This is a genomic window from Rhizobium album (assembly GCF_003122325.1).
Taxonomy (GTDB): domain Bacteria; phylum Pseudomonadota; class Alphaproteobacteria; order Rhizobiales; family Rhizobiaceae; genus Metarhizobium; species Metarhizobium album.
The window spans coordinates 1-16,536 of record NZ_QFBC01000034.1; the positions used below are offsets into that span (position 1 = coordinate 1).

A 16,536-nucleotide genomic window follows, 5' to 3' on the forward strand; every position below is an offset into this window, starting at 1 on the left:
TCCCGCCAGAATGGGACGCCTGCGCGCCTACGGCAATGCCATCGTCCCGCAAGTCGCGGCCGAAGTGATCGGCGCCTACATGGAGATCGCAGCATGACGAACCCTGAAACCCCCTCCCCCAAGAACAGGGCGCTGGTGGGGCAGTGCCCCGAAACTAGCGAGGGCGGCCAATGACCAGCTCCATCGCAGCGATCCACGTCGCCAAGAAACAGCTCGGTCTCGACGACGATACTTATCGTGCGAAGCTTGTCCTGATTACCGGAAAAGCCTCGACCAAGGAAATGACCGAGGGTGAGCGGCAGGAGGTACTAACCGAACTCCGCCGCGACGGCTTCCAGCCGAAATCCACCGCTCGACGTCCGGACGGCCGGCAGAAACTGACCGGCAAGTTTGCCGGGAAACTGCAGGCTCTCTGGATCGGCGCGTACAATCTCGGGATCGTTCCCGATCGCGATGACGCCGCGCTGATCGGTTTCGTCCGGCGACAGACGCACATCGATCAGGTGCGCTGGCTACATCACGGCGAGGATGCAAACAAGGTAATCGAGGCGCTGAAAGCCAGGATGGCTCGGGACGGCGGGGTTAACTGGGCGCCCGATACGACCAGCGTGCCATGGCGAAGCAGCCACGGTTACAGGATCGCCATCGCCCAGTGGCGGATCATCAATCCGCTGGCCCCTGGTGATTTCTGGCCCGTTGTCACCGATCTCCTGCGCCAGGGCGGAGCCTACCGCGACGTGACGCAAGCCGAGTGGATCAAGGTCATGAATTATTTCGGCGAGCGTATCCGCCGGGAGAAGGCTGGAGCTTGAGGGCGTGGCTATGCGATCAGTTTCTCTTCTTCCACCGAAGCATATTGGCAAAAAGCTTGCCTTCGGGACCGTAGGCGAGAACACCCATTGCGCAGACCTGCTCTGGTGTAGCCGCGTTCATTTCGGCCATCAGCGGCACCATCTTCTCATAGAGGAAGCCCGCAAATCTTCCGGTCGTCTGCAAGTCATCGGCTTCGATGCCGTTCAGCTCCATGATGATCCCGTAGCTAATATTGTTGAGCTCAAGATAATCGCAGTACTGGGTGACTACTGCGGCTCCCGCCATGATTTCCAGAGCCGTTTTCTGATCCGGCGTCTGCGCCGCCGCCTGACTGGCAGAAACGCTTATCAGCAAAAAGCCCAATACCGATCGCAACATTCTTCACTCCCCTTGGTTGATCCTCCGCAGCGTATTGCCCGTTCTTCGCGCTTGCAATCCTGCCCGGTTGCAATTGCGCCTCTCCGCCTTCATGGCCGGTGCCCCGTCAAAACGATAGAAGTCCCGCGGTCTCCTGAAGAGAGGGCCGCAGCATGACCAACCTGCACGTCTCCGATCATGCTGTCTTGCGTTACCTGGAACGGGCACATGGTCTCGACATCGAGGCCGTGCGCCGGCACATCGCTTATCATTGCCTGACGGGAGACGAATTGCGCGGGCTTGCCAGCCTGGTGAATGCAATTGTCGAGGGCGATACCGTCGTGACGGTGCTGTTACCCAGCATGCGGCCTAAGAAGCGTGCCAGGAGGCGCCGGTCATGACGGACGCTCCGCTGCCGCTCCTCAACTGGCAACGCCTTGTCGAGATCGATCGTCTCGCCAAGCGGCGCGAGGAGCTGTGTCAGCGGATTGCGAAGCTGAAGCCGCATGCCCATCAGCGTGTCGCGCTCGAGGAGCGGATCCGGCAGGTGACGCTGCAACAGATGCAGCTGGAAAACCAGCTTCAGGGGCGGCGCCAATGACCCAGCTACCGGCATTGCTTGTCGAGATTGCGGATGTCATAGGGCTTCCGGCCGCGCTCAAGCTTGCCGAGGCGAAGGGCGGGCAGCAGGTTTTCATACCCAACCAGGTGGAGCCGGACCACTGGCTGGCCCAGCTCCTCGGCCTCAACGATGCGCAGCAGCTCGCCAGCTACTTTACCCATGAGACAGGCGCCAAGGGCATCGTTGTTCCGAAGGCCGAGGCATTGCGTTACGGCCGGCGCATGGAGTTGGTCAAGAAATTGCTTGCCGAAGGCCGATCGGCCAACGATATTGCCGCGAGGGCCAATCTGACCCGCCGCGATGTTTTTCGCAAAAAGCAGCAGCTGCGCGAGCGGCAGCAGCTTCCCCAGCTGGATCTTTTCGCTGACAAGAAGATCGATCAGGGGTGACGCCCGTCACCTCCTAAGACGGATGCTAAGCATCCGATAGTGCCCCGCAGCAGCTTCTCAAGGCGGCTTCAAGGGGCTTTCAAATGGATTTCGACAAATGGGTAATTGAGCGCCTGCGCGTGCACGGTGCCTACGGCGGCGTCGTGGACAACGTGCCGGGCCGGGCCATGATCGCTGGCCTTCTGCGATTTCAGCGTTCCGTCGGCCTGGAAGAAACTGGCCTTGCCAATAAGGCCACGGTCGATGCCCTGCGGGCGCAGCCGTCGAATGGCAAGGTGCTTGCCATGGCGCCGCTCGTTCCGGCCGAGCCGGTATGGATGCGCGACGCTCGTCGTTTCATGGGGCTGAAGGAGGTCGCGGGCGCGAAGTCCAATCCGACCATCATCTCCTGGGCGAAGCGCCTCGGCGGCTGGGTCGCCAGCTATTTCACGAACGATGACATTCCCTGGTGCGGTCTTTTCGTCGCCAACATCATGGCCACCACACTTCCGCGGGAGCTGCTGCCGAAAAACCCCCTCGGCGCCCTGGAGTGGAGCAAGTTCGGCATCCCACTTCCGGAGCCAATACTCGGCGCCATCATGACCTTCACGCGCACAGGCGGCGGTCACGTCGGTCTGTATGTCGGTGAGGACGCCACGCACTACCATATTCTCGGCGGCAACCAGAGCAATTCCGTTTCCATCACCCGGATCGACAAGGCGCGGCTCCATTCGATCCGCTGGCCATCGACGGGCGGTTTTCCCTCGGGCGGCCGGGTGCGGTTGACGTCGGCCGGCGTGCCGGTCTCGAAAAACGAGGCCTGACCATGCGGCTCGTGATCGCTCTCCTCACTGTCCTGTTTTTTGCGATGCTGTCGCTGCTGATCTGGTCGTCGGCATCGCGCGCGCATGATGCGCCGCTCGGCTGGTCGTATCCCTACGAGTGCTGCTCCGGCATCGATTGCCGCGAGATCACCGAGGGAAGCGTCACTGAAGGACCGGCTGGCTATGTGCTCTCCGCTAGCGGCGAGACGGTGCCGTACACCGATCGGCGCGTGCGACAGTCGCCGGACGGCCGCTTCCATTGGTGCACGATCGGCGGCAGCGACACCGGCCGCACGCTGTGCCTGTTCGTGCCGCCCCGGGGTTTCTGACGATGCAGAAGCCCGGCTACAATCTCACCCGGCAGGCCTTTTGGCTTTCCTTCGTGCTCGCCTGGATCGTCATCGGCGCACTTGTCGTCGGCGGTCTGCGCGGCTCCCGCGAAGCCGTCGACCTGGCCGGCCTCACCATCCCGAGCATGATCGCCCTTATCGCCGCTTTGCTCGGCATCCATCGCGCCTTCGGATCTCTCGACTATCGCGCCGCGGCCACGAACATGCCGCGGGACCAGCCGGCCGAGGAGGGCGAATTACGATGATGGCATACCTTTCAAAGGCTGCAATGCCATTCGTCATCGCCAGCGCCATGCTGCTCGCCGCCGCGGGCTTGCATTATGCGGCGCTGGCAACCGCCCGGGGGATGGTCGATGACGTGCGGACGCTGACGATCGCCGAGCGTGACGCGCACTGGTCCGGCGAGATCGAGCGCAGCAATGCGACTGCCAATCGTCAGGTGGCCGACCAGGCCAGGGCGACACTACAGATCCAGGCCGCGGCCGCCGACAAGGTGCGCCAGGCCGAACTGGCACTATCCGAAATGGAGAAAGCGAATGCGGCTCTGCCAAATGGCGACGCTTGCGGCCTTGACCGTGATCGCGTCCGCCTGCTCGCACGATAAGCCCGAGACGGTTGTGCGCACGGTCACCATCCGATCGGAGATCCCGCCGGAGGCGCGTAAGGCCTGCGACAGGCCCGTCGTGCTGCCCGATCGCAATCTGACCAGCCAGGAAACCGCCGGAAACTGGAACAAGGATCGTACGGCGCTGGTTGCCTGCGAAACGAGACGCGCTGCCGCAGTGGCGGCCGTCGATGCGACGCCGACAGGAGACTAGTGTGGAAATGCTTGCAATCATCCCTTGGGTTTCGGGGGCAATCTCGATCATCACTCTACTGACGCTGGTCAAGAACATGCTGTCGAGCGGCGAAAAGGCCTTGGCCGAGCGTGTCTCAAAGTCCGAGCAGGAAGCGAATGCGCGCCTTGCGAAGGTCGAGCAGAAGGCGATCGAGTATGATCGACGTATCCAGGCGATCGAGAGCGACATGAAGCATCTCCCCGATCGCGACGCCGTCCACCAGCTCCAGGTGACCATGGAGAGGATCGGCGGGCGGCTCGACACGATGGACGAACGGCTGAAGCCGATCGCCGCCACCAATCATCGTCTACAGGAATTCTTGCTGGAGCAGGCCCAGAAATGAGCATGGAAAAGATCATGCAGGAAGAGGCGCGGCTGACCATCCTGAAAGAGCTTCAGGCCCAGCCGAACAAGGCAATCACGTCGGAGGCAATGCGGCGCTTCCTGCTCGATTTCCTGATGATTGAGAAGTCGCGCGAGTGGGTCGAAGAACAGTTTGTGTTCCTCCGCGAGATGCGCGCCGTCGATATCGTCGCGGCCGGGACCGTGAAGATTGCGCGGCTGACGGAACGTGGCGAGCACCACCTGGCAGGCAAGGTCACTCTCGCCGGCGTCCTGCCGCCGAGCGCCCGCGGAGGCGCATAAAATGTCCGATGCTCGGCGGACACGTGGCCGTCTCGATAGCCTGGAACTGCTGCCCGATGAGGCCCAGGACGATGTCCGCTGGGCGGTCGGCCAGCTGAACGAACGCCGCCGATCGGCGGCAGACATCCTTTTCGAGTTGAACGACAGACTCGAAGTCAAAGGCATCGATCCCGTATCGAAATCGGCGTTCTATCGCCGCTCGGCCCGTCTCGCCAAACGCTCGATGCAGCTTGAAGAGCGCCGCTTTATCTATGCCGGCATCGCGGAAAAACTGACGCCAGAGGAAATCGCGAAGTCGGATATCGTTCTCGGCGAGTTTCTCAAGGTGCTTATCGACGAGCTGCTCGACAGTGATGGCATCGAGCCGAAGGGCGCCATGGAACTGGCGCGTGCCTACAAGGACACGATTGTCGCTCAGCGGCACTCTGCAGAGCATCGTCGCAAAGCCGAGGATGAGGCCCGCGGCAAGCTCCAGGAGGTGGCTAAGGAGGTGGGCGCGGTTGCCCGCAAGGCTGGCGTCACGCAGGAGACGCTGGACGAGATCAACCGCCGCCTTGGGGTCATCTGATGGGCGGCGCCCTCATAGTCCCGGCAAACCGCGATGCTATATTCTTGCCCTACCAGGGCAAATGGATCACCGATAATTCCCGCCTGAAGCTGATGGAGAAGGGGCGCCAGATCGGTCTGTCCTGGTCGACCGCCTACGCGACGGTATCCCGCACGGCATTGGCAACAGCGCGGCACGATCAATGGGTGTCGTCGCGCGACGACATTCAGGCACGGCTCTTCCTGGAAGACTGTAAGCTCTGGTCAGGCAATCTCGATCTTGCTGCTCGCGATATGGGTGAGATCGCCCTCGACGAGGACGGCAAGCAAACCGCCTACACGTTGCGCTTTGCCAATGGCAAACGCATCAATTCGATGAGTTCCAACCCGGACGCTCAGGCCGGTAAGCGTGGCGGCCGTGTGCTCGACGAGTTCGCGCTGCATCCGGATCCGCGCAAGCTTTGGTCGATCGCCTATCCCGGTATCACCTGGGGCGGCGCGATGGAGGTCATTTCCACGCACCGCGGCAGCCACAATTTCTTCAACGGTCTGATCAGAGAGGCCCGAGAGAAGGGCAACCCGAAGAAAATCAGCCTGCATCGCGTCACCCTTGAAGACGCTTTGAACGACGGGTTCCTGTTCAAGTTGCAGCAATCGCTCCCCGACGACGACGAGCGCCAGGAGATGACGGAAGCCCAGTATTTCGACTGGGTCAAGGCCGGCGCGGCCGACGAAGAAAGCTTCCTTCAGGAGTACATGTGCCAGCCGGCCGACGACGATGCGGCTTTCCTGGAATATGACCTGATCGCCAGCGCCGAGTATCCCGCAACAGCGAATTGGAAAGATGTCGAGCGCGGGCAGCTCTATGCCGGCATCGACATCGGCCGCAAGAAAGACCTGACCGTTCTCTGGATCGTCGAACAGCTGGGAGACGTGTTCTACACCAGGCACGTCGAGGCAATGCAGAACATGCGGAAGTCCGACCAGGAGAAAATCATCTGGCCGTGGCTTCAGCGGTGCAGCCGCAGCTGTTTCGACGCGACGGGCTTGGGGATCGGCTGGGCGGACGATGCTCAGGACAAATTCGGCCAGTACGCTGTCGAGGCAGTGACCTTCACGCCAAAGGTGAAAGAGGAGCTGGCATATCCGGTGCGATCGAGCATGGAAGATCGCCGGGTCCGCATACCCTACGACAAGCATATCCGCGCCGATCTGCGATCTGTCACGAAACAGGTGACGGCTGCCGGCAACATCCGTTTCACGGCCGAGCGCACGCCGGATGGGCACGCCGACCACTTCTGGGCTCTAGCCCTTGCGATCCACGCCGCCGGCGCGCCCACGGAATACGGCTATCAGTCCGTTCGCGATCTGCAGGGCAAGGGCGACGATGACGACGACGATTTCGAATATGGGAGGCGGCATTGGTAGGCACGCGGACATCATCCATTCTTGGTCCGGACGGCCGGCCGGTCGTCTTCTCGACGCTTTCCAAGGAGATTGCCACGCCGACGATCGCCGGCGTGCGGCGGACACACGAAGATCGTGTGGCTTCCGGCCTGACCCCGGAGATGCTCGGGACCATCCTTCGGGATGCGGCCGAGGGCAACGGCCGGTCTTATCTGACACTCGCGGAAGAAATGGAGGAGCGTTATCTGCACTATGGCTCGCAGCTGCAGACGCGGCGCCTGGCGATCGAGAGCGTGCCGGCGACGCTGGAAGCTGAAGGCATCGACGACAAAATCATTGCGGCCGTCGAGGAGCTGCTGGAAGACGACGGTTGCGGTGAAGCGCTTGGCAGCCTGTCTGATGGCATTGGCAAGTCCTACGCCACAGTCGAGATGATGTGGGAGTACGAGCGCAAATACCTTCGGCCGGTGCAGTACATTGTCCGCGATCAGCGCTTTTTCCAATTCGATCGCCTCACACTCCAGCAGCTGCGCCTGGCCGTCGACGGCTCGATCGAGGGCGAGGAGTTGCCACAGGCAAAGTTCCTTCGGCACCTGCCTCGCACGAAGCTCGGCATCCCGATCCGGCGCGGCGTGGCCCGGCCGGCTGCGTGGGCTTACCTTATCCAGCAGTTCACGCTGCAAGACTGGGCGGCTTTTTCCGAGGTCTACGGCATGCCGCTGCGCGTCGGCAAATACAATGCCGGCGCCAGCTCGGCCGACAAGCGCACCCTCCTGAAGGCCGTCGCCTCGATCGCCAACGATGCCGCCGCCATCATCCCCGCCGGCATGGAGATCGAGTTTCACGAGGTGAATGGCGCCAATGGTGCTGCAGTCTTCGGCGGGCTTTTGGAGTATGTCGACAAGCAGATCAGCAAGATCGTCGTCGGCCAGACCATGACATCGGATGATGGATCGAGCCTTGGCCAGGCGAAGATCCACAACGAGGTGCGCCTCGACATCCTGCGCGCGGACTGCAAACAGCTCGCTATCACAATGAACCGCGATCTGATCAAACCGTTCGTGGATTTCAATTTTGGGCCGCAGGACAGGTATCCGCGTCTGCAGCTGCTCGTGCCGGATCCGGAAGACATCGAGGCGCTTTCGAATGCGTTGTCGCGCCTGGTCCCACTCGGCCTCAAGGTCAAGCAGAGCGAGATCCGCGAAAAGATTGGCCTGTCCGATCCTGAAGGCGAGGATGAGCTGTTGGCGCAACCAGCACCGCCGCCGCCTGTCGAGATCGGCGCTGGAAAGGTTTCTCCTCCGACAGATGTGAAGACGCCGTCGCCGGCGAATGACGACGCGAACCCGGCTGACCCGCAGAAGGCCAAGACAACTGCGCTCGCGGCGATCGTCATGGATCACAAGCGCGCCTGCCGCTGTGGCGCTTGCATCGCGCTGCTTGCGGCTGAGGCATCACAGCCTGACGCGCTCGACCAGGTCGATGAGATCTTCGCGACGGCAATGGATGATTGGCAGGCCCTGGCCGCACCGATCGTCGATCCGCTCTTTGCCATCATCGACAAAGCCCAGAGCTTCGATGAGGCTTTGGCCATGCTCGATGCGGCCGGGCCGGACGCGACGAAGATGGCCGAGAAGCTTGCTCGGCTGACGGCGATCGCGCGAGGCATCGGCGATATTGCGGACTGATAGATGACGATCCGGCAGCAGTTTCCCCAGGTTCCTGAAGTCAGCGAGTATTTCGATCGCAAGGCCCTGAAGCCCGGCTTTTCATGGCTCGACGTCTGGGCCGAGGAGCATGCGTATTCCTTCACCGTTGCGAAGGCGACGGAAGTGGAATTGCTGACTGCCTTCCGCAATTCGATCTCGACGGCGATCGCCACCGGCCAGGGCTTTGAAAACTGGAAGAAGGAAATTGCCAAAGACCTGGTCAAGCTCGGCTGGGACAAGCCACGCATGGTCAAGGATCCGACCGGCGAGCAGCCCGACCGTATGGTGAATTTCGGCAGCGATCGGCGGCTGAAACTGATCTTCTGGAGCAACGCCAATTCCGCCCGATCGGCGGGCCAATGGGAGCGAGCGCAGCGGACCAAGAAGGCGCTGCCATATATATTGTATGTGCGCACCACGTCTGGCGATCCGCGGCCGGAGCATCTGGCCTGGGTCGGGCTGATCCTGCCGGTCGATCATCCATTCTGGCGCAGCCACTGGCCACCGAACGGCTGGCAGTGCAAATGCCAGATCCGCCAGATCTCGGCGCGTGAGGCCGAGCGCCTGATGGGAACCGAGCGCGTCATCGGCAAGACGGCCGATGGTAAGGACATCACCATCCGCTACAGCGACCAGGTGCCGGATCTTGGTCCCGACATCCAGCACCGCAACCGTCGCACCGGCGAAGTGACCATGGTGCCGCCCGGACTGGATCCGGGCTGGCACACCAACCCAGGCCTGGCGCGGGCATCGACCCTGGTGGAAAACCTCGAAGCCAGGCTCGCCGGTGCAGCGCCGGCGGATGCGACGGCCGCCGTGAAATCGCTCTGGGCCGATCCCTATGCCAAGTTGGCGCCGCGTCTGCTCGATGACGTGCAGCTGCCGGCCGGCGTCAACGCCCAGCTCGCCGCAGAGACAGGAGCGCGATCGTCCGTCGTGTCGGTTAGCAGCAAGCTGATCGCCGACCAGCTCGCGAGCGGCGCGGTATCGGCCGACGACATCGCCAACCTTCCGGACCTCATCGCTGATGGCACTATGGCCAAGCCACAGAAATCCGGTGCACGTTCCATCGTCCGCAAGATCGGCCGGGCCGTCATGCGGTCGCTCCTCAACCTGGTAGATGGCAAACTGCGCGTCACGTCTTTGAGCAAAAAATAGACGGCCTCAGGACGGCGCAGAAGGGGTGTCATGCCCGCTGATCCCCGCCAGCCTCATGAAGCGCGCCCACGGCCTTCAAAGAGCCTTCAAAATCGATGCTGATCCTGTAGAGTGGACGGCAAGAGCGCTTCCTTCGGGTGGTGAAAGGGAAGTCGCCGGGGTGACGCGCGTCACCCCCTGAATTGAACGCGCCGTCTGGCAGATATTGCCGCATGACGAAGCGCCCCGCAACCCACAGCAAAACGCCATCTGCAAACGCTCTCGATGACATCGAAGCGATCACCGGCTTGACCGTGCTCGATGCGTTTGTCGCCGATCCGGGTGCTGTCGCGGCCAAGCGCGGCCCCGAGTGGATCAAGGTGGCGCCCCGTGGTGCCTTCACCGCTCGGGACGGCCGGAAGTTCGATGTCGATCCCGAACTGCTGACGACCCGCTTTGAGGCTGACGACGTCGATCTTCCTATCGACATCGATCATTCCACGGTAAAGCGCACGTTGTTCGGCGAGACCGCACCCGCGGTTGGCTGGATCTCGAAACTGGAAGCCCGTGCGGACGGTCTCTATGGCCGTGTCGAGTGGCTCGACGAAGGGCTTCGCGTCCTCGCGGCCCGCACGCATCGCTACATTTCCCCGGTCCTGCGGCACGACGAAAAGGGCAAGGTCTATTGGCTGCACTCTGCGGCACTGGTCGCTGCGCCGGCCGCATCCATGCCGGCCGTTGCCTCGGCCGATCTCACCACTGAAACGGAGACACCCATGCTCAAGGCTATCGCCGCCGCTCTCGGCCTTTCCGAGGATGCCAACGATGCTTCCTGCCTCGCCGCCATTGCCGGCCTGAAAGGCCGCATCGATCCTGCCGTGCACCAGGCGGCTCTGACGAACGTCGCGACGCTGACAACAGAGCTGGAGACCTTCAAGGCCGCCGGCCGCAAGGAAAAGGTCGATGCACTGCTCGAAAGCGCGCTGACGGCCAAGAAAATCACGCCGGCGCAGCGCACGGCCTATGAAGCCCTCTGCGCGACCGACGACGGTTTCGGTCAGGTCAAGACGCTGATCGAGACACTCGGCACTGGCCTCGGCCCCTCCGGCCTCGACGACAAGTCGGCGCCCGGGAAGGTTTCCGCCCTCTCGGCCGAGGACCGGGCCATCATCAAGGAAATGGGCCTCACCGAAGAGGAATTCCGCAAGGCGAACGGCCTCGAAGCCGCCTGACGCCGCTTTTGAAAGGGTTTTGAAATGACGGCATTGTCTGCGGCACGCCAGCCGATCGAGGTCGAGGGCAAGTTTGGCCTCGCCCCGGTCAAGGGCTCCACCACCATCTTGCAAGGCGCCCTGGTGGTTTCCGAAAGCTCGCTCGCCGTTCCGGGTAAGACCGGCGCCAGCCTCACGACGCTCGGCATCGCCGAGGACACCATCAAGAACACCGGGGCCGACGGCGCGGTGAAGGTGAAGTTTCGCCGCGGCGTCTTCGACTTCGCCAACTCGACGAGCACCGACGAGATCACCGCCGGCGATGTCAACAAGGATTGTTACGTCGTCGATGACCAGACCGTTGCCAAGACGTCGAACAGCAGCGCCCGTTCCGTCGCCGGCAAGATCATGAACGTCGAGAACGGCCGCGTCTTCGTGCGCGTCGGTTACTGACGTCCACTTTTCCACTTGAGGGGCAATTTTTATGTCTAAGGTCATCACGCCTGATCTGCTCGCCGCCGCGCAGCGCGGTTTCAAGACGAGCTTCCAGAAAGGCTTTTCCGGTGTCGCGGCGCTCTACACGTCACTGGCAACGGTCATCACCTCCACTGCATCCGAGGAAACTTACGGCTGGCTCGGCGACATGCCGAAGATGCGCGAATGGATTGGCGATCGCCACGTCAAAAGCCTTGCAGCCAAGGGCTATTCGATCAAGAACCGCAAGTTCGAGGGCACGATTGGCGTCCCTCGCGACGACATCGAGGATGACAAGCTCGGTCTCTATGCTCCGCGTTTCGAAATGCTCGGCAACTCGGCCGCACAGCATCCCGACGAAATTCTGTTCGAGCTGATTAACGCCGCGACGACGACGAATTGCTACGACGGCCAGTTCTTCTTCGATACGGATCATCCGGTCGGCAAGGATGGCGTGACCACTTCCGTCTCCAATTACGGTGGCGGCTCTGGCGAGATGTGGATCCTCGCTGACATGAGCCGGCCGCTGAAGCCCTTCATCTTCCAGAAGCGCCGCGACTACAGTTTCACGACCAAGGAAGACGCCAAGACCTCCGACTTGGTCTTCATGCGCGACGAATATGTCTATGGCGTCGACGCCCGCGTTTCTGCCGGCTACGGCTTCTGGCAGATGGCCTTCGGTTCGAAGGACACGCTCAACGCGGCCAACCTGAAGGCGGCATACACCGCGATGCGCGACTTCACGGACGATGAAGGCCGCAAACTCGGCATCAATCCGACCCATCTCATCGTCGGTAATGGCAACCTGTTCGCCGCTCGCGACCTGCTTCTCTCCGAGCAGATCGGCGGCACGACGAACACGGTCCGCAACCTCGTGAAGATCCAGGAAGCGCCTTACCTCAACTGATCCGGAGGGGGTGCGTACTTGCCCCCGAAGCCGCCAGCCACTCCTCCTCCCTCGGCTGGCGGTTTTCCGAGAGCAGCTCCACGCTGCTTTCCGAAAACCGCAAGGAGGTATCCCCGATGGCCAAGACGCCAACCAAAGCAAAGCTTCTGCCTGACGCCAACGACATCGCCGGCCAGATGATGATCGCCGAGCGGGTTTTGATCGTCAGTGCCCCGGCCGGTCCGCGCCGCCGCGCCAATATTTCTTTCGGCTCGGAGCCGATCGAGTTGCGGCTTGCAGATCTTGGCGACGATCCTGAAGCCACGCTTGAGCAGCTTCGCGCCGACCCGTTCTTGAAAATCGATGGCCGTTTCGAAGAGCGCCCGGCCGAACCGGCGGATTTGCCGGCCGGAGAGCCGGCCCCCGCCACCTAAATACGTGCCGGGAGCGCCGCGATGGGAACTGCGGCCCGGTTCAATCCGCCGGGCCAGTCCATCCCGAAGCCCATCGGTGGACGAGAGCGCGCTGGACGCGGCTCCATCGACAACAGCGGCACTTGAATACCCGAGGAGGTCTGGTCCCGCTCGCGAGGCGGTCAGCACCCATTGATCGGCAGTCAGATGCCGTAGGGGACGTTCGAACGTAGGGGCTAAGCCCGCCTCCGCCCTTTTCTTGGAAGAGACGATGACCGAACACAAGGGACTGCCAGTCGAGGGATACAAGGCGCAGCCGGAGCACAAGGTGCAGGCTGTCAACCTCAACAAACGCGATGAAGAACGTGTTTTGCGGGTGCTCGACGAGCTTTCGAAGGCGCCTGACGTCGATCAGCGCTGGCTGGCCATCGGCCGCGCGCACATCGAGCAGGGTTACATGGCGATCAATCGCGCCATCTTTCGCCCCTCGCGGATTTCGCTTCCTGAAGACGGAGCGATGCTGTGACCGTCTACGCCACCATCGCCGATCTTGCTGCCCGCTATCCGGCCGAGCTGACCTTGCTCGCCGCCAACGAGGATACCGGTCTGCGCGACGATGTCCGTATCGGCCACGCCCTTTCCGACAGCTCGATCGAGATCCGCGCCATCCTCGCCGCCCGCTATTCGCCGGCCGAGCTGGCCTCACTCGATGAGCCGTCGCTTGATGTGCTGCGCGTCTATTGCGGCGACATGGCACTCTATCGTGTTGCTCTTTCCTTCAGCCGCTCCACCGATGCCATCAAGGAGCGCTACGACCAGGCCGTCAAACGGCTTGAGGCAATCGCCGCCGGCAAGGGCGCTTTGACCACGACGGGGAGTGGGCAAGGTTCCGCCGGCGGCGAAGGCCTGCCCGACGGCGTCGGCCAGAATGAGGTGATCGTCACGGCTCCGGATCGCGTCTTCACACGGGAACGGTTGGGCCGGATATGAGCGGGATCTCGATCGTCGTCGACAGCTCCGAATTTGGAGACGTGTTCCGCAAGCTCCGGCCGCTGCTTGATTTTGAGGCGGAAGAGCTGATGAGCGCGATCGGCGCGCTGGGTGAAAGCCAGACGCGGCGGCGCATCGAGGAGGAAAAGACCTCGCCGGATGGTGCGGCTTGGAAGCCGAACAATGCCGGCACCTCCATCCTGGTCGATAGCGGCCAGCACCTTCTTTATTCCATCGCCTGGCGGGCCGACGCCTCCGAAGCCGAGTGGGGCTCGACCTGGGAATATGCCCATGTCCACCAGGACGGCATGACGATCATTCCGAAAAACGCCAAGGCACTTGTCTTTGAAATGGGCGGCAAGACAATCCGCGCGAAGTCGGTCACCATTCCCGCACGACCGTTCGTCGGCCTGTCTGCCGAAAACCGGCAAGAGATCGTCGATCTCGTCACCGACATGTTCGGAGCGCTGCAATGAGCACACTCGTAATCATGCTGATGGTCGTGCTTTGCATGGGCGCTCTCATGCTCCTTTTAAGTGGGAGTTGGTGGTGACTACTCCTGCGACCCTTTCCCAGCTCATCGAGGCCGACCCGATCGCTCCGGTACAGCGTGCGATCGTGGCCAGCCTCAAGACGCTGATGCCCGGTATCTCGATAATGCTCCATCCGGGCAAGGTCGATATCTCGGAGCTGATCGCCAAGACCGTCGTCAAGGCGCCCGGTGTCGGTATCGGCTGGACCAAGGCCAAGCGCGCCGGTATCAGCGACGGGCATTATAATGTCACCGTCGACTGGATCGCCTATGTCGTCGCCGAAGCTCATGTCGTTGACGCCAAGCGCGTCGAAAAAGAGGTGGTCGGGCTCGCGATCGGCGCTGGCCTCCTGAAGATCCTATCCGACGATACCGCCTGGACGTGGGGCCGTGCCGGCGTGATGCCGCCTGATGGCGCGGGCGAGCTGAAGCCGCTGTTCACGATTGCCGATGCAGCACAGGGCACGGCCTATTATGCGGTCACCTGGTCACAGACGGTCTTCGCCCTTGGCCAGACGCATTTCCCGACCGTCAAGGGCACCGTCGATCTCGAGCATGCCGCCATCAACTATCCGACCGCCGGGGAGCTGGCGGAGATGGACACCTGGCTCGCCCGCGATCCGGAGGATGTCGATGCGTAGCTACACCGCAACCGAGATACGCCGTGTCCGCGAGCAGCTCGACCAGGTCAACCGGCGCCTGGCGCTGATGTCCCTGCCAGGCAAGGCCGGTCATTTCGAGCCGGACAAGCGCCTGCTACGGCTGACACTCGGCAAGACGAAGGACGGCAAAGATATCCTCGGCCCGAAGGTGCGCTGGCAGGAAGCCACCGCCGGCGGAATGAAGATCCATTCGCAGCCCGCGGAAAACGAACAGATGATCCTGGCGAGCCAGTCGGGCACCGTCGGGCAGGCCTCGATCGCCATGCCTGCAACCTATGACCAGGATCACGCGGCGCCGTCGCAATCGACCGATACCGCCGTCTTCGACCGCGGCGGCCGCATCGAACTCAGCGCCGGCGGCATCCGGATCATCGGCAGAGTGACGATCGAGGGCGACGGCGTCACGCACAACGGGAAGAACATCGGTGACACGCACGAGCACACCGGGGTCATTCCCGGCGCTGCCAACACCGGCCCGCCGGCCGGTTGAGAGGAGAGATCATGGCGAAAACAACCACCAAAGCCACCGCGGCCGAGCTGCAGGCGACAGACGGCGCTGCCGATTACGAGATCACCGAACTTGCGCCGCCGCGCATCGCCGGTCGCCGGATTGCCGAAGGCCAGACGGACATCCGCCTGACCGAGGAGGAGGCTCGCGCCGAACTGCTCGCCGGTCACATCCGGCCCAAAGGCATGCCGCGCCGGCAGCGCAAGGCGGATGAGCCACAGCAAGGCACCGCGGCTTTGAACGCGGATTAACACGGCTTCGAAGGGGCTTTGAAACAATGGCAGGCGTCATTCGGTACAGGCGGGGCATCAACGCGACGAACGGCAAGCCGCTCGTCGGCGCGGCCCATCTTGCGCAGTCGCTGCACAAGATCTGGATGACCAGGCTCGAACAGATGCCGATGCTTCTGGCGCTCGGGTCAAACCTCTATGGCCTTCTCGGCGAGGACGTGACGCCTGCGATCGCGCTGGCGATTTATAACGAACTTGTGGCGTCAGCGGCCCGCTGGGAGCCGGAATATGCCATTACGCAGCTGCAACTTGTCCACGTCACCCAGGACGGCTCTCTCGGCCTGCAGCATTCCGGCCTTTACTATCCGGAGGGCCGCTACGGCAATTACGATCTTTCGCAGCCGTTCTCCGCCTTGCGGCAAGGGTTCGGGAGGATCGCGGCATGATCCGGTATTCCGCCGTCACCCTCGACCTCTCGCGCTTTCCGCCTCCGCTGGCCCTTCGCGACATGGACTGGGGCCGGATCTATTCCGAGCGGCTCGAAAGACTGAAAGCTGTCCTCGACGCGAAGGGTTTTGACTATTCCGTCGAAATGCTGGTCACGGATACGGCCGGCTGGGTGCAGCATGGCGATGCCGAACGCGAGATGCTGGTCATCGGCGCGGTCAACGACGCGGTGCGCGCCGTCATGCCCGCCTTTGCCATGGATGCGGATCTCGATCATCTTGCACTCCTCTACGGCATCACCCGCCGTGTCATCGGCCATAAGGACGATGGCACGCCGATCCTGGAAGGCAACGACGAGTTTCGCCGCCAGGTGCTTCTGGCACCGGAGGCATTTTCGACGGCTGGCACACCGGGCGGATACATGTTCTGGGCCCTGCGCGCTGACCCTCGCGTCCTCAACGTCGACGTCTGGTCACCGGCGCCCGGCGAGGTGACGGTTGCGGTGCAGTCGCGCGAGGGCGACGGGCTGGCGCCGACGGACCTGGTTGCTGCGGTGCGCGGTCAAC

At 62.5% G+C, this 16,536-nt stretch carries 27 protein-coding genes and 1 pseudogene; 27 read left to right on the forward strand and 1 reads right to left on the reverse strand.

All coding sequences use genetic code 11. The annotated features are described in order from the left end of the window. Positions 1–170: 170 nt before the first annotated feature. Positions 171–812 (forward strand): gp16 family protein, encoded by a 642-nt coding sequence (locus DEM27_RS32550; RefSeq protein WP_109462378.1) that lies wholly within the window; start codon positions 171–173, stop codon positions 810–812. 16 nt (positions 813–828) lie between these two features. Here DEM27_RS32550 and DEM27_RS32555 read toward each other — a convergent pair whose 3' ends face one another. Continuing rightward, positions 829–1,191, reverse strand: a complete 363-nt coding sequence (locus tag DEM27_RS32555; RefSeq protein ID WP_109462379.1) for a hypothetical protein — start codon at positions 1,189–1,191, stop codon at positions 829–831. Between the two features lie 152 nt (positions 1,192–1,343). Between DEM27_RS32555 and DEM27_RS32560 the strand changes: the two genes are divergently transcribed. The 26 genes and pseudogenes from DEM27_RS32560 to DEM27_RS32685 all read left to right on the forward strand — a co-directional run. Beyond that, positions 1,344–1,571 (forward strand): hypothetical protein, encoded by a 228-nt coding sequence (locus DEM27_RS32560; RefSeq protein ID WP_109462380.1) that lies wholly within the window; start codon positions 1,344–1,346, stop codon positions 1,569–1,571. After that, complete coding sequence (locus DEM27_RS32565; protein WP_109462381.1) at positions 1,568–1,771, forward strand: hypothetical protein; 204 nt, start codon at positions 1,568–1,570, stop codon at positions 1,769–1,771. Before DEM27_RS32560 ends, DEM27_RS32565 begins: the two co-directional genes overlap by 4 nt. Continuing rightward, on the forward strand, positions 1,768–2,181 hold the full coding sequence (locus DEM27_RS32570) for a helix-turn-helix domain-containing protein (protein WP_109462382.1): 414 nt from the start codon (positions 1,768–1,770) through the stop codon (positions 2,179–2,181). Before DEM27_RS32565 ends, DEM27_RS32570 begins: the two co-directional genes overlap by 4 nt. A gap of 83 nt (positions 2,182–2,264) precedes the next feature. Then, the gene (locus DEM27_RS32575) at positions 2,265–2,984 is read left to right on the forward strand and encodes a TIGR02594 family protein (RefSeq protein WP_109462383.1); all 720 of its coding nucleotides are present in this window, start codon (positions 2,265–2,267) and stop codon (positions 2,982–2,984) included. A gap of 2 nt (positions 2,985–2,986) precedes the next feature. Continuing rightward, positions 2,987–3,313 carry a hypothetical protein gene (locus tag DEM27_RS32580; protein WP_109462384.1) on the forward strand — a complete coding sequence of 109 codons (327 nt, stop codon included), beginning with the start codon at positions 2,987–2,989 and terminating at the stop codon, positions 3,311–3,313. A gap of 2 nt (positions 3,314–3,315) precedes the next feature. Next, positions 3,316–3,579 (forward strand): NAD(P)+ transhydrogenase beta chain, encoded by a 264-nt coding sequence (locus DEM27_RS32585; protein ID WP_109462385.1) that lies wholly within the window; start codon positions 3,316–3,318, stop codon positions 3,577–3,579. Further along, the gene (locus DEM27_RS32590) at positions 3,576–3,938 is read left to right on the forward strand and encodes a hypothetical protein (protein ID WP_109462386.1); all 363 of its coding nucleotides are present in this window, start codon (positions 3,576–3,578) and stop codon (positions 3,936–3,938) included. Before DEM27_RS32585 ends, DEM27_RS32590 begins: the two co-directional genes overlap by 4 nt. A 13-nt stretch (positions 3,939–3,951) precedes the next feature. Beyond that, complete coding sequence (locus DEM27_RS32595) at positions 3,952–4,152, forward strand: hypothetical protein (RefSeq protein WP_205909016.1); 201 nt, start codon at positions 3,952–3,954, stop codon at positions 4,150–4,152. A gap of 7 nt (positions 4,153–4,159) precedes the next feature. After that, positions 4,160–4,516 carry a DUF2730 family protein gene (locus tag DEM27_RS32600; protein WP_245446288.1) on the forward strand — a complete coding sequence of 119 codons (357 nt, stop codon included), beginning with the start codon at positions 4,160–4,162 and terminating at the stop codon, positions 4,514–4,516. A 2-nt stretch (positions 4,517–4,518) separates the two neighbouring features. After that, positions 4,519–4,818 (forward strand): VpaChn25_0724 family phage protein, encoded by a 300-nt coding sequence (locus DEM27_RS32605; RefSeq protein ID WP_128755620.1) that lies wholly within the window; start codon positions 4,519–4,521, stop codon positions 4,816–4,818. Position 4,819: 1 nt separating this feature from the next. Next, positions 4,820–5,386, forward strand: a complete 567-nt coding sequence (locus DEM27_RS32610) for a phage protein Gp27 family protein (RefSeq protein WP_109462389.1) — start codon at positions 4,820–4,822, stop codon at positions 5,384–5,386. Beyond that, the gene (locus tag DEM27_RS32615; protein WP_109462390.1) at positions 5,386–6,792 is read left to right on the forward strand and encodes a phage terminase large subunit family protein; all 1,407 of its coding nucleotides are present in this window, start codon (positions 5,386–5,388) and stop codon (positions 6,790–6,792) included. Before DEM27_RS32610 ends, DEM27_RS32615 begins: the two co-directional genes overlap by 1 nt. A 116-nt stretch (positions 6,793–6,908) precedes the next feature. Next, positions 6,909–8,459, forward strand: coding sequence for a DUF935 domain-containing protein (locus DEM27_RS32620; RefSeq protein WP_420028874.1), 1,551 nt, complete (start codon positions 6,909–6,911; stop codon positions 8,457–8,459). A 3-nt stretch (positions 8,460–8,462) separates the two neighbouring features. Continuing rightward, the gene (locus DEM27_RS32625) at positions 8,463–9,638 is read left to right on the forward strand and encodes a phage head morphogenesis protein (protein WP_109462392.1); all 1,176 of its coding nucleotides are present in this window, start codon (positions 8,463–8,465) and stop codon (positions 9,636–9,638) included. 212 nt (positions 9,639–9,850) lie between these two features. After that, positions 9,851–10,849: a phage protease gene (locus DEM27_RS32630; protein WP_109462393.1), complete on the forward strand. Its 999-nt coding sequence runs from the start codon at positions 9,851–9,853 to the stop codon at positions 10,847–10,849. 24 nt (positions 10,850–10,873) lie between these two features. Continuing rightward, positions 10,874–11,281 carry a hypothetical protein gene (locus tag DEM27_RS32635; protein WP_109462394.1) on the forward strand — a complete coding sequence of 136 codons (408 nt, stop codon included), beginning with the start codon at positions 10,874–10,876 and terminating at the stop codon, positions 11,279–11,281. 31 nt (positions 11,282–11,312) lie between these two features. Beyond that, positions 11,313–12,209: a Mu-like prophage major head subunit gpT family protein gene (locus DEM27_RS32640; protein WP_109462395.1), complete on the forward strand. Its 897-nt coding sequence runs from the start codon at positions 11,313–11,315 to the stop codon at positions 12,207–12,209. A gap of 116 nt (positions 12,210–12,325) precedes the next feature. Then, entirely contained in the window at positions 12,326–12,622 is a 297-nt protein-coding gene (locus DEM27_RS32645) for a hypothetical protein (RefSeq protein ID WP_109462396.1), read from the forward strand. Positions 12,623–12,872: 250 nt separating this feature from the next. Then, complete coding sequence (locus DEM27_RS32650; protein WP_109462397.1) at positions 12,873–13,127, forward strand: Acb2/Tad1 domain-containing protein; 255 nt, start codon at positions 12,873–12,875, stop codon at positions 13,125–13,127. Beyond that, a complete protein-coding gene (locus DEM27_RS32655; RefSeq protein ID WP_109462398.1) occupies positions 13,124–13,591 on the forward strand; it encodes a gp436 family protein in 468 nt (155 codons plus the stop codon). The genes DEM27_RS32650 and DEM27_RS32655 overlap by 4 nt, the downstream gene beginning before the upstream one ends. Continuing rightward, on the forward strand, positions 13,588–14,067 hold the full coding sequence (locus DEM27_RS32660) for a phage virion morphogenesis protein (RefSeq protein WP_109462399.1): 480 nt from the start codon (positions 13,588–13,590) through the stop codon (positions 14,065–14,067). The genes DEM27_RS32655 and DEM27_RS32660 overlap by 4 nt, the downstream gene beginning before the upstream one ends. Positions 14,068–14,140: 73 nt before the next feature. After that, positions 14,141–14,764 carry a phage protein Gp37 gene (locus tag DEM27_RS32665; protein ID WP_109462400.1) on the forward strand — a complete coding sequence of 208 codons (624 nt, stop codon included), beginning with the start codon at positions 14,141–14,143 and terminating at the stop codon, positions 14,762–14,764. Further along, the gene (locus tag DEM27_RS32670; RefSeq protein ID WP_109462401.1) at positions 14,757–15,275 is read left to right on the forward strand and encodes a phage baseplate assembly protein V; all 519 of its coding nucleotides are present in this window, start codon (positions 14,757–14,759) and stop codon (positions 15,273–15,275) included. Before DEM27_RS32665 ends, DEM27_RS32670 begins: the two co-directional genes overlap by 8 nt. An 11-nt stretch (positions 15,276–15,286) precedes the next feature. After that, the gene (locus DEM27_RS32675) at positions 15,287–15,544 is read left to right on the forward strand and encodes a hypothetical protein (RefSeq protein WP_109462402.1); all 258 of its coding nucleotides are present in this window, start codon (positions 15,287–15,289) and stop codon (positions 15,542–15,544) included. A gap of 26 nt (positions 15,545–15,570) precedes the next feature. Further along, positions 15,571–15,969 carry an integrase gene (locus DEM27_RS32680; protein WP_109462403.1) on the forward strand — a complete coding sequence of 133 codons (399 nt, stop codon included), beginning with the start codon at positions 15,571–15,573 and terminating at the stop codon, positions 15,967–15,969. Further along, a pseudogene (locus DEM27_RS32685) lies at positions 15,966–16,536 on the forward strand (hypothetical protein); the annotation flags it as partial. The gene DEM27_RS32680 and the pseudogene DEM27_RS32685, both read left to right, overlap by 4 nt.